This window comes from Clostridium sp. CS001 (assembly GCF_020443565.1).
GTDB lineage: Bacteria > Bacillota > Clostridia > Clostridiales > Clostridiaceae > Clostridium_AD.
Map to the genome: position 1 here is coordinate 1 of NZ_JAIZZN010000027.1, position 14,079 is coordinate 14,079.

At 29.9% G+C, this 14,079-nt stretch carries 14 protein-coding genes and 2 rRNA genes; 10 read left to right on the forward strand and 6 right to left on the reverse strand.

Annotated features, from left to right (window positions below):
• The 9 genes from LGK97_RS15380 to LGK97_RS15420 form a co-directional block, all read left to right on the forward strand.
• Positions 1-103: ribosomal RNA gene (locus LGK97_RS15380) — 23S ribosomal RNA — on the forward strand; the annotation flags it as partial.
• A gap of 78 nt (positions 104-181) precedes the next feature.
• A 5S ribosomal RNA gene (gene rrf, locus LGK97_RS15385) occupies positions 182-298 on the forward strand.
• A gap of 184 nt (positions 299-482) precedes the next feature.
• Positions 483-1,802, forward strand: coding sequence for an HD-GYP domain-containing protein (locus LGK97_RS15390; RefSeq protein WP_226260635.1), 1,320 nt, complete (start codon positions 483-485; stop codon positions 1,800-1,802).
• A gap of 119 nt (positions 1,803-1,921) precedes the next feature.
• Positions 1,922-2,647 carry an FG-GAP-like repeat-containing protein gene (locus LGK97_RS15395; RefSeq protein ID WP_226260636.1) on the forward strand — a complete coding sequence of 242 codons (726 nt, stop codon included), beginning with the start codon at positions 1,922-1,924 and terminating at the stop codon, positions 2,645-2,647.
• Between the two features lie 270 nt (positions 2,648-2,917).
• Entirely contained in the window at positions 2,918-4,564 is a 1,647-nt protein-coding gene (locus LGK97_RS15400; protein ID WP_226260637.1) for a tetratricopeptide repeat-containing diguanylate cyclase, read from the forward strand.
• Between the two features lie 214 nt (positions 4,565-4,778).
• Positions 4,779-6,167 (forward strand): sulfurtransferase, encoded by a 1,389-nt coding sequence (locus tag LGK97_RS15405; RefSeq protein WP_226260638.1) that lies wholly within the window; start codon positions 4,779-4,781, stop codon positions 6,165-6,167.
• A gap of 111 nt (positions 6,168-6,278) precedes the next feature.
• On the forward strand, positions 6,279-6,713 hold the full coding sequence (locus LGK97_RS15410; RefSeq protein WP_226260639.1) for a hypothetical protein: 435 nt from the start codon (positions 6,279-6,281) through the stop codon (positions 6,711-6,713).
• Between the two features lie 158 nt (positions 6,714-6,871).
• Positions 6,872-7,240: a response regulator gene (locus tag LGK97_RS15415; protein WP_226260640.1), complete on the forward strand. Its 369-nt coding sequence runs from the start codon at positions 6,872-6,874 to the stop codon at positions 7,238-7,240.
• A gap of 17 nt (positions 7,241-7,257) precedes the next feature.
• Entirely contained in the window at positions 7,258-8,151 is an 894-nt protein-coding gene (locus tag LGK97_RS15420; protein ID WP_226260641.1) for a hypothetical protein, read from the forward strand.
• Positions 8,152-8,328: 177 nt separating this feature from the next.
• Here the strand turns inward: LGK97_RS15420 and LGK97_RS15425 are convergent, their stop codons facing one another.
• Complete coding sequence (locus tag LGK97_RS15425) at positions 8,329-8,904, reverse strand: TetR/AcrR family transcriptional regulator (RefSeq protein ID WP_226260642.1); 576 nt, start codon at positions 8,902-8,904, stop codon at positions 8,329-8,331.
• 345 nt (positions 8,905-9,249) lie between these two features.
• Here LGK97_RS15425 and LGK97_RS15430 point away from each other — a divergent pair, with 345 nt between their 5' ends.
• Complete coding sequence (locus tag LGK97_RS15430) at positions 9,250-11,583, forward strand: PAS domain-containing sensor histidine kinase (protein WP_226260643.1); 2,334 nt, start codon at positions 9,250-9,252, stop codon at positions 11,581-11,583.
• 177 nt (positions 11,584-11,760) lie between these two features.
• On the opposite strand, the gene LGK97_RS15435 is transcribed toward LGK97_RS15430, so the two are convergent.
• The 5 genes from LGK97_RS15435 to LGK97_RS15455 form a co-directional block, all read right to left on the reverse strand.
• Positions 11,761-11,928: a hypothetical protein gene (locus LGK97_RS15435; RefSeq protein ID WP_226260644.1), complete on the reverse strand. Its 168-nt coding sequence runs from the start codon at positions 11,926-11,928 to the stop codon at positions 11,761-11,763.
• 196 nt (positions 11,929-12,124) lie between these two features.
• Complete coding sequence (locus tag LGK97_RS15440) at positions 12,125-12,430, reverse strand: LiaF transmembrane domain-containing protein (RefSeq protein WP_226260645.1); 306 nt, start codon at positions 12,428-12,430, stop codon at positions 12,125-12,127.
• Positions 12,423-12,947, reverse strand: a complete 525-nt coding sequence (locus LGK97_RS15445) for a hypothetical protein (RefSeq protein ID WP_226260646.1) — start codon at positions 12,945-12,947, stop codon at positions 12,423-12,425. Before LGK97_RS15445 ends, LGK97_RS15440 begins: the two co-directional genes overlap by 8 nt.
• Positions 12,928-13,386, reverse strand: coding sequence for a hypothetical protein (locus tag LGK97_RS15450; protein ID WP_226260647.1), 459 nt, complete (start codon positions 13,384-13,386; stop codon positions 12,928-12,930). Before LGK97_RS15450 ends, LGK97_RS15445 begins: the two co-directional genes overlap by 20 nt.
• The gene (locus tag LGK97_RS15455) at positions 13,383-13,895 is read right to left on the reverse strand and encodes an RNA polymerase sigma factor (RefSeq protein WP_226260648.1); all 513 of its coding nucleotides are present in this window, start codon (positions 13,893-13,895) and stop codon (positions 13,383-13,385) included. Before LGK97_RS15455 ends, LGK97_RS15450 begins: the two co-directional genes overlap by 4 nt.
• Between the last annotated feature and the right edge of the window lie 184 nt (positions 13,896-14,079).

The following is a 14,079-nucleotide window of genomic DNA, read 5'->3' on the forward strand; positions in this document are numbered from 1 at the left end:
ATGTGAGTAAGACTCCTGGAAGAACACCAGGTTGATAGGTTAGAGGTGTAAGCATGGTAACATGTTCAGCTGACTAATACTAATAAGTCGAGGGCTTGACCTTAATTAAATAGAAATAATGCGAAATCTTCGTAAGAAGAAACATTCACTGTGCAATTTTCAGAGAATATTTATATTCTCATCTGGTGATTATGGTATGAAGGTAACACCCCTTCCCATACCGAACAGGTAGGTTAAGCTTCAATGCGCCGATGGTACTGCAGGGGTAGCCTTGTGGGAGAGTAGGTTGTCGCCAGGTTAAAAAAACGTTGTATTTTATACAACGTTTTTTATTATTTTTTTGATACTACGAAACACTCAAAATAAGGAATAATAAACGGAAGTTCTTGTCAAAAATACGCACATAATAGTATAATATGAATAATAAATAAAGAGTAATAATAACTTATTAAAAGTATTAAGTATAAAAGGAAGGTTTTCATATGATGAATTTAACGTTTCAATTTTCAGAATTAGTAGTTAGCATAACTGAAACAATAGACCTAATAAGTCCAGTTGTATCTAATCATCATAAATTAGTAGCATATATCTCCTATTCTTTAGCGAAACAGTTAGGATTATCTAGTAATGAACAGATTAAAATAGAAATTGCTGGTTCACTGCACGATATCGGAGGATTAACACTTATAGAAAGACTTGCACCTACTGAATTTGACTATAAGGATTCAGATTCTCATGCCGAAAGAGGGTATCTATTATTAAACGGATTAAAACCATGTTTAGGAATTTCTCAAATTATCCGCTATCATCATGATAGCTGGTTAAATGGAGATTGTGTTGGAGTTAAGGGCGAAAAGATTCCATTTGGAAGCCATATATTAAATTTAGCTGACCGTGTTTCTATACTAATTAAAGAAAAAGATAAAAACATTCTAAGTTCTGCTGATGGAATACGTGAGAAAATATGTGAAAGAAAAGGAGATGCATTTCATCCAGAAGTAGTTGATGCGTTCATGGAGATGTCTAGGAAAGATAGTTTTTGGTTAGGTACGAAGTATCTTAACCCACCAAACTTTATTGCACAAAAGATTAACAATGATTTTGTTGATTTTAGCCATAGTGACTTTGAAGAGCTTATGATATTTATGAGTCGGTTAGTTGATTTTAAAAGCCGATTTACCGCATCGCATTCATCATCTGTAGCTGCTTGTGCGGAGCTTATTGCTAAATATGTTGGTTTTACTAAAAGTGAGACTAAGCTTATAAAATATGCAGGTTACATTCATGATCTAGGAAAATTAGCTATACCAACTGAAATACTTGAAAAAACGGGTCCACTATCAAAAGAAGAATTTCAATTAATGAGAACACATGCTTATCATTCTAATAGGGTTTTAGAAAATGTTAGTGGGTTTGAAACCATTAGAATATGGGGTGCGCTTCACCATGAAAAGTTAAATGGAAAAGGTTATCCCTTTGGATTTAAGGGTGAGGAAATTCCTTTGGGTTCAAGGATTATAGCAGTTGCAGATATATTCACCGCTATAAGAGAAAAAAGACCTTATAGAGAGCCAATGTCAAAAGGGGAAACAATAAGCATTTTGACTGGAATGGCTGATTCTTATGAAATTGATAGTAGTCTGGTTGAAATAGTAAAGAATAACTTTGATGAACTTGATATTGTTAGAGAAAAGGCACACAAAGATACATTATCTCAGTATGAGAAATTTAATAGTGAGCTTGAAAGATATAAAAATAGCAAATACAAATTAGAGCAAACTGTAATAAATAAGCTTATTTAAAAGAATAATTATGATTTGTTCTTCTCATTAAGTTATATTATAAAGTTCTTAGAAATGTTATACATTTGATACTTAGTTCATAATATATTATATAAAGCTTATAATATAAAGGAGTAATTATGCATAACTTTTATTTTAGATCTAATATGAAATACCCTAGCACTGTATCTTCGGCAAGGGGAGATGTAAATGGTGATGGAATACCTGATAATATATATTTAATTGGTATAAAAACAACCAGCAGTCCATTTATTCAAAATATAACACTTATGATACAGCATGGAATAACAGGGGAGTTTACAAAAATAATGCTTGGTGAAAATGCAGGATATAATCCTACATTATTTTTAGGAGATTTTACAGGAGATGGTGTAGATGATATCTTAATTGGCATTAACACGGGTGGTAGTGGAGGTATAATGTACTACTATATATATTCATTTATTAATAATGTACCACGGTTACTGTTTGATTTTAATGTATATAACGATGAATACCAATACAATATTACTTATAAAGACAGCTACAAAGTTGAAGTTATCAGTATAAAGAATAATGAAAGATATATTATAGATATATCAAATAGAGAATTAGATTATTTAAATGAAATATATGATGAGAATGGAAAACTAAAAAATCCAATTCAAGGGTTTGTAAATCCACTAAGCGGATTATATCCTGTAGACTTTGATTCAAATAAAGTATATGAACTATTGGCATATCAAAAAATAGCTGGAAGATACAATGCAGATTCTTTAGGCTATGTTTTGAATACTTTAAAATGGGAAAATGGTGCATTTGTTTTGGACAATCAAAATGTAGCCATTTTTGGGTCAGAAGTATGAGAATAATAGAAGTTAGGTAGTATCTTGAGTATATAGAATTATAATAAGTTATATTTAATGAATTTTGGAGATGATTTTTGTGTATGCAGAAATCATCTTTTGCATTTTGCAACGCCTTATTATTTACTTTTTAAGTTTTAAAAACAAATAAGGACAAAATAATTAAGTTTTATGGTTTGATTTTTAAATATAAAGGAAAAAGGTAGAAAGTTTAGAATAATAAATGTATACTTATCAAGTAATGATTATATATAGTGGAGGAAACTTATTATGGATATTTCAGAAATTGTAATGAGTAAAATTAAGGAAGCGAGGAATATATCATTTAAGCAACCAATACTTGCTTTTAATATGGGTGTAGAGGCCTACAATACTGCAAAGAAAAATAGGTTAAAACTAGAAGAAGGTTATGCACTTTTTGCCATGGCATTAGCCTGTAGATCAATGACAAAGATCAGTGAATGTTTTAATTATGCGTTAGATGCTCTTAAGATATTTAAGACTTATAATAACCCAATAGATCTAGCGGAAGCCTTAAATCTTATAGGTGTTGTACATTTTTACAATGCAATGTACGAGTTAGCACTTGAGAATTTTTTAAAAGCATTGCATTTATTAGAAGATACAGATGAGTACCTTATAATTACTAGGGTATTTAATAATATAGGTGAAGTATATAAAGAAGTAGGCAATTTTGAGGAGTCACTAATTGCTTACAGAAAAGCATTAACATTATGCGAAAAATACAATTATATCAACAACATAGCAGTTATATTAGAGAATATGGGAGAGATATATTTTATAAATAAGGATTATGCATATAGCTTCAAATGTTATAAAAAGAGTTACGACATTTTAATTAAACATAATGATATTACTGCGCTTTCAGATGTTGAAAATAGTTTAGGAAAAGTTTATTTTATCCAGAAGAAATATGATAAAGCAAGGGAATGTTTTAATAGTGCTCTTGCGAAGTTAGAGGAGATAGAAAATAAGTTTTTTACAATAGATGTTCTGATAAACCTTGGGAATCTTGATATGATTGAGCATGAGGAAAGTTTCTTAGCTTATATCCATAAAGCTATTAAATATGCACAACAGATAAATGCAAGAAAGAAATTATGTCAGTTGTATAAGATTTTAACTGAATTCTATGAAAGAAAAGAAGATTTTAAAGAATCGCTTGTGTTTTATAAAAAATATCATTTAGTGGAACAGGAAATAGAAACTACGGTTATCTCACATAAACTTGAAATAATAAAAATTGAGCTAAGTAAACTATTTAGTGAAGAGGAAGTACAAAAAATTACAAAGTTAAACAAACAATTGGAGAAGGACATTGGTAATAAAAATGCACTATTGGATGTAATGAAAAAAGCAAATAAAAACTTAAATGAAGAGGCAATTTCTGATGAACTTACTAATGTTCCAAATAGGAGAGGGGTTAACAGTTATCTTAATAAAGTGTGGAAGGAACGCGAAATAGCGCCACCAGGTTCAGCACTATTAATGATAGATATTGATTATTTCAAACGGTATAATGATTGTTATGGGCATCTTGAAGGAGATAGTTGTCTTAAAAAAATTGCGGATTGTTTAAACAGTGTCTTTGGTGAAAGGCAAGGAATACTTGGAAGATTTGGTGGAGAAGAATTCGTGTGTTTTATTAAAGATACTGGGTATAAAGGCGCTTTAGAGCTTTCAGAGTTACTTCGCAGTTCTGTTGAAAAAATTGGTCTTAGTTACATTTGGAATACTAATTGTTATCCAGTAACTATTAGTATAGGTGGAGTATATGGATGCATATCAGATTTTAATAGCTCTAATGATATGTATTTAATTGCAGACGAAGAACTTTATAAAGCTAAAAATGGAGGGCGAAACAAAGTTTTTTTAAGAAATCCGAATGTACGTTAAAGTTTATAAAATTAAACAGCTTTTTTAAATGATGAAATCTAGCATGATAGATAAATGCTAGATTTTTTTGCTTTAGATTAAGAAGATTGGGGCGTTTGGTACCTAATTCATTATAGGAAATTCAAATGGGAATGCTAATATCTATCGGGTATATCGATTGCGACTTATGTAATTATGTGATAAGATTTTTCTTGAAGAAGATGGAGGTATTATTATGAAAAAAACAACTAGAATTACCATAGCTGCACTTATTACGATTATTACTGCGGTATCTTTTATTGGATGCTCAAGTACAAAAGATGAAACATCAACCAAGACTGTTGAATCGGGTATTAAAGTAATAAATACGAAAGATTTACAGGGAAATTTAAAGAAGAGTGATTGGGTAGTAGTAGATGCAAGAGAGAATGATGCTTTCAATGGATGGAAACTTGACGAGGTAAAAAGAGGGGGACATATAATAGGAGCAACAGATTTTTCAGCGGCCTGGTTAAAAGTTGAAGATAAGAATAAAACCACAAGAATAGAGGAAGCTTTAAAAACAAAAGGAATAACTAATGAAAAGAACGTAGTTATTTACGATGCAAATGGAAAAGATGCAAATGAAGTTGCAACTTTTTTATCACAAAAGGGTTTCAAAAATTTATATACATATGATATTAAAGAGTGGGCTAAGGATGAAAGTCTTCCAATGACCGCTTATGAAAACTATGAAATGTTAGTTTCAACATCATGGGTTAAAGACTTGATAGAAGGAAAGAAACCGGATACATTTAGTGGGAAAGAATTTAAGGTATTTGAAGCAAGTTGGGGAGAAGAAAAAGACTCGCCAGATTATTTAAAAGTTGGACATATAAAAGGTGCAGTTCATCTCAACACTGATAGTGTAGAAGAGGGGCCGCTATGGAATCGTATTTCTGATGAAAAGTTACAAAAGTTTGCTGAAAGTAACGGAATAACAACGGATACTACTGTAGTATTATACGGAACAGATTCAATGCCTGCTTTCAGAATAGCTGCAATATTAAAATACATGGGCGTTAAGGATGTTAGAGTATTAAATGGTGGTCTTACAAAGTGGACGGCAGCAGGGTATGAATTAGAAAAAACATCAAACCCAAGATCTCCAGTAGCTACATTTGGTGCAATAGTTCCTGTTAATAAAGGATATATTGTTGATTTAGCACAGGCTAAAGAAATAATAGCAGACAAAGATGATAGTAAATTGGTTGATATAAGAAGCTGGGATGAGCATATAGGTAAAACTTCTGGATATGATTATATAAAACCAATGGGGCGTCCAGCAGGTTCGGTTTGGGGACACGCAGGCGTAGATAACAGTAGTTTAAATGACTATACAAACATAGATAATACAATGCGTAATCAAGATGAAATTATTGCGATGTGGAAAGAATATGGTATCACACCGCAGCAAAGATTATCTTTTTTCTGTGGAACAGGTTGGAGAGCAGCACAGGTTTTAATCTATGCCGATGTTATGGGACTTAAAAATATATCCCTTTACGATGGTGGTTGGAATGAATGGAGTGGAAACACTGGAAATTCGGCAAATCCCATAGAAATAGGCCAGCCAAAGAAATAATTATCATTAACGCACAAAGGGTCATATTTACAATGTGGACCTTTGTGCGTTAACTTTATACGTTATCAGTTAATTCAATAATAAATTCAAGGGAAGCTAGGTGATTTAAACATGAAAAATCGAGTAGTAAAAACAATAATTAGAAATGTGATTACTACCTTGCAGATGATTATATTGATTATTCCCACTGTATTACAATATTTGTCAGATAAAAAAATGGGAGTAAAGAGATATTTGATTTTTAAAAAGATGTTATTTTCTAGAGAAATATTTACACCTGGATTAATATTTACGTTTAAATTAATGTTAATTTTAGGCGTTATAATCATCAGTATTTTGTTAATAATTTGTTACATTAAGAAAATAAACAATAATTTATTAAAACCTGCAATTAAGGTTACCATATTAAATTTGATAGCTATAGTAGTTATTTTTTCAAAACAACTTGAAGTATTAGTTACATATCATTTTTTTTTAATTGCTATTTTTATAATTGTAATTCTTCAATGCGTAAAAGCATTCTTTATAAATGAATTTACTAGTTAATAATGAAATAATTTATTTTGTTAATTAGAAAAAAATACAAGAAAAAAAGGTTTTTTTAGAAATATGCCGAAAGTATAATAAGATGCAATTTAATGAATTATGCGTAAGAAATATAGCAGTATCAATCTTGCATCTTAAAGTTATGGGGGGGAATTAAAATGGAAGAAGGTTTAATCAAAATATTAATATGTGACGATTCTATGTTAGTAAGAAAAAAGTTAAAAGAATTATTAAAAGATTGTGGATACAATAATATCATAGAAGCAAATGATGGACAAACAGCAATAAATTTATACAAAGAAAATAGTCCAGATTTGGTATTCATGGATATAATTATGCCAGGTAAAAATGGAATTGAAGCAGTTAAGGAAATAATAGAATTTGATAAAAATGCAAAGATAGTAATGGCTTCTTCCGCTGGCACAAAAGAACACGTAAAACAAGCAATAAAAGCAGGGGCATTTGAATTTGTGCAAAAACCTTGGGAAAAGCAAGAAATAAATAAGATTCTTGTTAATCAAAAATAGGATAGGAGTGTGAAGCTGTGTTTAGTCAGTATTTTGGTCAATACTTATTAAAGAAAGAGTACTTAACTTTGTCTCAATTAAAGACTGCACTAGAATATCAACAATCAGTTCGACTAAAATTAGGAGTGTTAGCTGTAAATGCAGGATATATGAATTCTCAGCAGGCTAAACTAGTAAATGAAATGCAAACAAAGGTTGATAAAAGATTTGGAGAGCTTGCTGTTGAAGCGGGATATTTAAAAGAGGAGCAAATAGAGGAATTACTTTCGTCGCAAAGCTTTGGACATCTTTTACTAGCACAAGCTTTAATGGATAAAAACTATATGTCTCTTGAAAAATTTGAACAAGCAATTAATGAGTATAAGAAAGACTATGACATCTCTGAGTGTCAATTTTTTGCATTGCAAAGTGATGACGTAGATGAAATTATAAATGTTTATATTGATATACAGCAGGATGAATATAGTATAGAAATAAAGCACTACATTTCTTTATTTATGCGAAATATAATTCGATTTATAGATTCAGAGGTTTATACAAATGAAATTAAGAAAGTAGAAGAATACAAAACAAAATGTGCAGTAACACAAAGAATTAAAAATTTAATTAATTTACAAACTTATATTAACGCAGAAGAAGAAGTATTTATAAAACTAGCATCTATATATGCAGAAGAAGAATTATCCTCTATGGATGAAATGACAAAGGATTCTGTAGGAGAATTTTTAAATTTAAATAATGGACTGTATCTTGTAGGCATGTCTAATATGGGAATAGAATTAGATATGGAAGCTCAGTTAGTGGTTTTTGAAAAGACAATACCACCTTCATATGTACTTCCAATAGAATTGCCATTTGGTAAGATAGAATTAATTATCTGTACAGTACCAGGTACAACGGCTAATGTGTAGGATTATATTACACGTATATTAGGAATACGATATTTATAATAAAAACAAAAGGCAGAATATTCCTTGAGGATTCTGCCTTTTACTTATTCTAAAAATAATAGTTGATTTTGAAAGTGTTTCTCAATTAATCTAAGGAAATCTTCTCCTAATTCTTGATTTGATTAAGAAAGGAAGTAGTTAAACCTGTGTATATTTTTCAATAGCTCGACTTATGTCACCATCTATGAGCTTAGATAATTTATCTATAATGTGCTCAGGATTTTCTTTTGCACCACTTTTTAACCATGCCAGTAATAGACTAACAAAGGCATAGGTATAAAAGTTTGCGATAAATATTTTATCTTCTTTTGATATAATACCTGACCTTGAAGTGGTGTTAGAGTTTGATAACTCCTCTACCACGCTATATAGCAAATCAAATGTCACATCATTTAAAAATTGTTCGAGGTGGTCTCGACCTAATGAGCAAAAGGTACTTAAGCAAAAGGCTTTATTGTCTTCTACATATTTAAAGATTTTCAAAAATCCTAACTGCCAAGTTTCATAGGTTTTGTAGTCTCTAATGGCACCCAAAGCTTCTGTTTTAAAAATATAGCCTAATAATTCATATATGTCTTGAAAATGATAGTAAAAGGTTTGACGATTGACACCGCAGTCAAGAGCTATATCCTTCACTGTGATTTTATCTAAAGACAATTTGCTCATTAATTTTTTTAATGAAACAGTAAGTTGCTTTTTTGTCATTGATGACATTCTAAACAGCTCCTTTCGAAAACTTACCAATCTTTTATTTCAATTCTTTTTAAATTTCATATGCAAAGCGGTGATACCAAAATATGATTAGAATACTTTTCTATTATACAACTTTAGCGTAATTTTTCAAATAGATTGCAGAGCACTTAAAATAATAGCAACTATTATTATAGTTAAGGGTAATTCAATAAGTAAAAAATATACTAATAAAAAAAGAAAAATATATAAATTTAACATAAAATATGTTAATATGTAGAAATATACATGTTAAAATCCATTTAAAGATGTACACTTTTTATCACAGTAAACTAATTTCAACATCTACTTAAAAATGGGGGGCGTATCATGGAATGCTTAATTAATAGAAGAATATCAAAACCAAGGTTGTATTCTTGTAATAGTATAATAACAGAGGTTAATAATGAATTTATTGATTTCATAGGTTTTTCATGGGATGAATTGGTAGGTAAGTCAATTGTAGAACTAGGGGATATGATTAGGCTTAATTCACAAGTATTTATTGATAGTATAGAGAGTGATTACTCGACATTTATATTTACGAAGTTACTAGAACCAAGAGAAGTTAATATATCATGTGTTTACGATAAAGGATTAAATAGAAAAGTGCATGCATTTACTGAAAAGGAGAATTCGAGACTTGGGGACAAGTTGCTATTTGTAGAACTAACATTCATTGAAAATGTATCTGCTGCGGCTATTTACAGTGTAGCTGATGAAATAGTACTTAAGGTTAACCAAAGGTATTTAGATTTCATGGAGTATCCTTTTAATAAAGAGGAAAATAGTATAGGTAAATCAATTGAAGAATGTGTATCAAAAGTTAGAGGAAGTCATTTACAAGCTATGTGGGATATTGTTATTGAAACACAGAAATCAAAGTATATAAAGGAATTTAGATTGGATGATATTGATAATGGAACATCTTATTGGGATATAGTTTTAACACCTATATTTGAAAGTGGAAATATGAAATATATATATATAACTGCTACTGAGGTTACAAAAATGGCTATAAAAAACCAAGGGATAAGAAGAAAGAATAGGATGATAGAGCAACAAAATGAAAAATTAGAAGAGCAAAAAAAAGAATTGGAAGCTATAATAGAAAATATATCTGAGGGTATAGCTATTGTTAATAAAAAAGGAGAGTATACACTAATTAACAAGGCTGCGAGAGAAGGCATGTTCTTATATTATGAGTATATGGATAAAGCCAGCCATGGGTGTAAACAATGTGAGATTTATGATAGTAATGGAGAAAAAGTCAATTGTGAGGATATACCAGCCCTTAGGGTTGCTAGAGGTGAAAAATTCAATAATATGAGAATGACATTAAAGATACCTAATAAAACCCTTCAATTAGATGTTAGCGGAACGCCGATTTATGACAGTAAAGGTGAGTTTTCATTGGGAGTGATTTGTAGTCGAGACATGACAAATTATATTAATCATGAAGAAACAATAAGAAGTAGATTTGAACTTTTAGATAAAATTATAGATACTTTTGATTTGCCTGTTGTTAGATTATCCTGCCCAGATTTAAAGGTTGTAGATATTAATAAAAAGGCATTTAAAATCATTGGGCTATTAAGACCTAATGTAAAATCAATAAAACAAATAAAAGGAGAAACAATTGAGTATTTCTTTAATGTAGATACGTTAGATGAGTATTATACTTGTATTAGCGAAGTACTAGAAGAAAAGAAAACTAAATATTTGAATAAGAGAAAGCATTTTATAAATGGAAATGAGGAATATTGGAATTTTATATTTGAACCTCTGATGGATATAAATGGCGAAATTCAAGAAATATTAATGTTAACCATAGATGTTACATCTGAAATAAAGGCTAACATAATAATGGAGAATGCACTAAAGTCTCAAGAGGAAATATTTGCTAACATATCTCATGAACTTAAAACACCACTTAATATTATATTTTCAACAGCTCAATTGCTTAATATGTATTGCGAGAGTGGTTCATTAGACCATAGGAAGGAATCCATTACTAAGTATATTAATTCAATTAAGCAAAACTCTTATAGATTATCGAAATTAATTAATAACATTGTGGATTTATCAAAAATTCAAGCAGGGTTCTTTGAATTAAACCTCTCCAACAATAACATAGTAGAAGTCGTGGAAGAAATAGTGATGTCTGTAACTAACTTTACTGAAGTAAAAGGGATAAATATTATATTTGATACGGATATTGAAGAAAAAATTATTGCTTGTGATCCAGAAAAAATAGCTAGAATAATATTAAATCTTATATCCAATGCCATAAAATTTTCAGAAGTCGGCGATGAAATCCTTGTAGAAATTAAAGATAAAGGTGAATCTGTGGAGATATATGTAAAGGATAATGGTATAGGCATTGAAGATAATGACTTAGACATTATATTTGAGAGGTTTAAACAGGTAGATAAATCACTATCTAGAAATGCCGAAGGTACAGGAATTGGATTAAGTTTAGTGAAGTCCATTGTAGAATTGCATGAAGGGCATATACATGTTAAAAGTAAATTCGGAGAGGGGAGTAGCTTTATTGTAGTCCTTCCAGCAACAGAATTAATGCAAGGCAATATGTCATTTGCTAGTAAGATAAAAACTAAAGTTGAGAGTCTCCAAGTTGAGTTGTCGGATATTATTTTATAATTTTGTTGGGAGCTATCATTAATAATGGCATTCCATATGAGATAGTGTCAGATATTACAATGAAAGGCTATGTTCTTCAAAATGATTGAAGAACATAGCCTTATGTTTTTAACAACATTTTGGAAGCTTCAAGTCTGCCATCTTCTACCAAATCATTGAAGAATACTCTAACAAAACTTATTTAGAAGTTTTTTTTCTTTGGATAATCTTCAGAACTCCAGAAGAAGCAATAAGTGCAAGAAGGGTAAAAATTATAGGATAAAACTCAGTGAATTCAGACTGATTTATGTTAAGGGAAAGGTTAGTAATCAAAACTTTATTCATTGTAAAAAAAGATAATATCACAAATTCTACCTCCTAAATCTTTAATTTGTAAGTTTAGGATTTTCATGGGGGTATTTTTATACCACAAATGGAAGCCCAAACCTTTATATTAATTATTAGACGAAGTATTACAATATTTAGTTTCAAAAAAATTGCTATATGGAAATTGATTTTAATTGGTTAATTGGCCATTAATAGTGATTTGTATTTCACCCTTCTAAAACATGGCTCTAAATTGTGAAACATGAGTAATTACATACTCCATACAACCCATGCCCATGGCAAATAAGGATAACATTACAATAAGAAGTATAGCGGGAAAATCATATTTCATTGTGTCTTCTTTGTTTTTTAAGTATGATACAATGATTTCAATTCCTAAAAATATTAAAACAATAGGCCAAAAAGATGCAATCATTAAATAATTAATATTTAGAGGAGTTAAACGTAACAAGAATAATATTCCAAACATAACTAGGACTATTCCGGTGGTAAAAGTTCCTACTCTGCGTCCCTTAATCATTTGTATCAAACTCCTTTTTCTTGCCTGAAATGAGCTTTGCACCTACAGCAATTATGGCAACACCTAGAATTATCTGTGGTGCTACTTTTGTTATAGCATAGATTGCGTTGTAAACTTCATTGGGAAGATACCTAGACAAACTGTTTAAAATATTGTTCCATATTAAGTAAACTCCAAGAAGTAATAGAAGTATTCCAGTAAATAATCTGTGCTTTTTAAAAATACCTTTATCTATTTTTACTATTTCATCAAGGGAAAATAAATAATTATCCTCTAAAAGCAAAAATTCTTCATCTGTTGAATATTGTTTGTTCATACAGTCGAAAAATGAATAGAACCAAATTAGCGGTAATATGAATACTAGCGGACCTATATTTAGCCAACTAGAAAGAAATATTACAAAGAAAAATGCTGCCATAAGGGATAGCCCCATCTTCATAAAACCTATATACATGTGACCTGCACCAGGTAACATAGAAAAACAAAAGGTTAAAAATTTACTTTTTTTCGTTCTCATTATTAAAAACCTCCAAATGAATTATTTTTTGAGAGAAGTCATTAAGACTTTTATTAATTGTATTCGTAGTATTTAAACTCATAGGAGCAATATTCAGTGGCTCTATTTTTGTATTTGCAATTAAATTTAGTGCATTTGAAAAAACAAATATTAAAGCGATACTTGCTGCCATGGCAACCCTAAGAGAATAAAACAAAAACTGCGTATTCTTTTCTTTCTTTCTTTCTATTTTACTTAGAATTTCCTCATGAAAGCCTAAAGGAGCTATAGCAAGTTCATCCTCACAAAAACTATCAGCTAAAGAATCAGCACATCTTGCACACATGCACATATGTTCTGATATTAACACTAACTCATCATCGCTTAGATAACCTTCTTTAAGGGCTTTTAATGATATTTTAGTTAAATGTCCATCTTCTTCAAATAGTGTACTATTCACATAAACTCCTCCTTCCATAAAACTTTCAACAGTTTCTTTGCCCTATAAAGCTGAGTTTGTAATGTTTTTAAACTTTGACCTGTATCTTTTGCCATATCTGAAAGTTTAATATCTTTACAGAAATAATTTATAGATAATGCTTTGTAAGGATCTTTTAACCTTTCACATAAACTAAATATCTTTTCCTTACTATGTTTTTTTATTAGAATGTCTTCTGGTGAATCGCCCTTATCTTTTATGTTCTCATACTCTTCTTCAGATATACTATAAATATTTCTTGCAGGACTCTTAAGAAAATCTTTACACTTATTTACGGCTATAGTTGTAAGCCAAGACTTAAAATTTTCCCTTTGAAATTTATTATAGTTAACGTAAGCTGATAAAAAGGTTTGTTGTGCTAAATCTTCTGCATCAAAGTAATTATTTGTAAAGGATAGACAAATAGTAATGATCAATCGTTCATACTGTTTTATATAGTTTGCAAACTCTTCTTTTTGAATAATCATCACCCCTTTTTTATCCTTACACTTAATATAACGATTGCCAAAGAAAAAACACTTCAATATATTATAAAAAATTTTAGAAATTTTTCTGTAATCTTAGTATACCTATATTAAGAACTATAGCAAAGGTAACAGTTGCTTTAAATTTTTGTTAAGTTAGTGATAGTTATATATAAATTGCTAAAAAGCA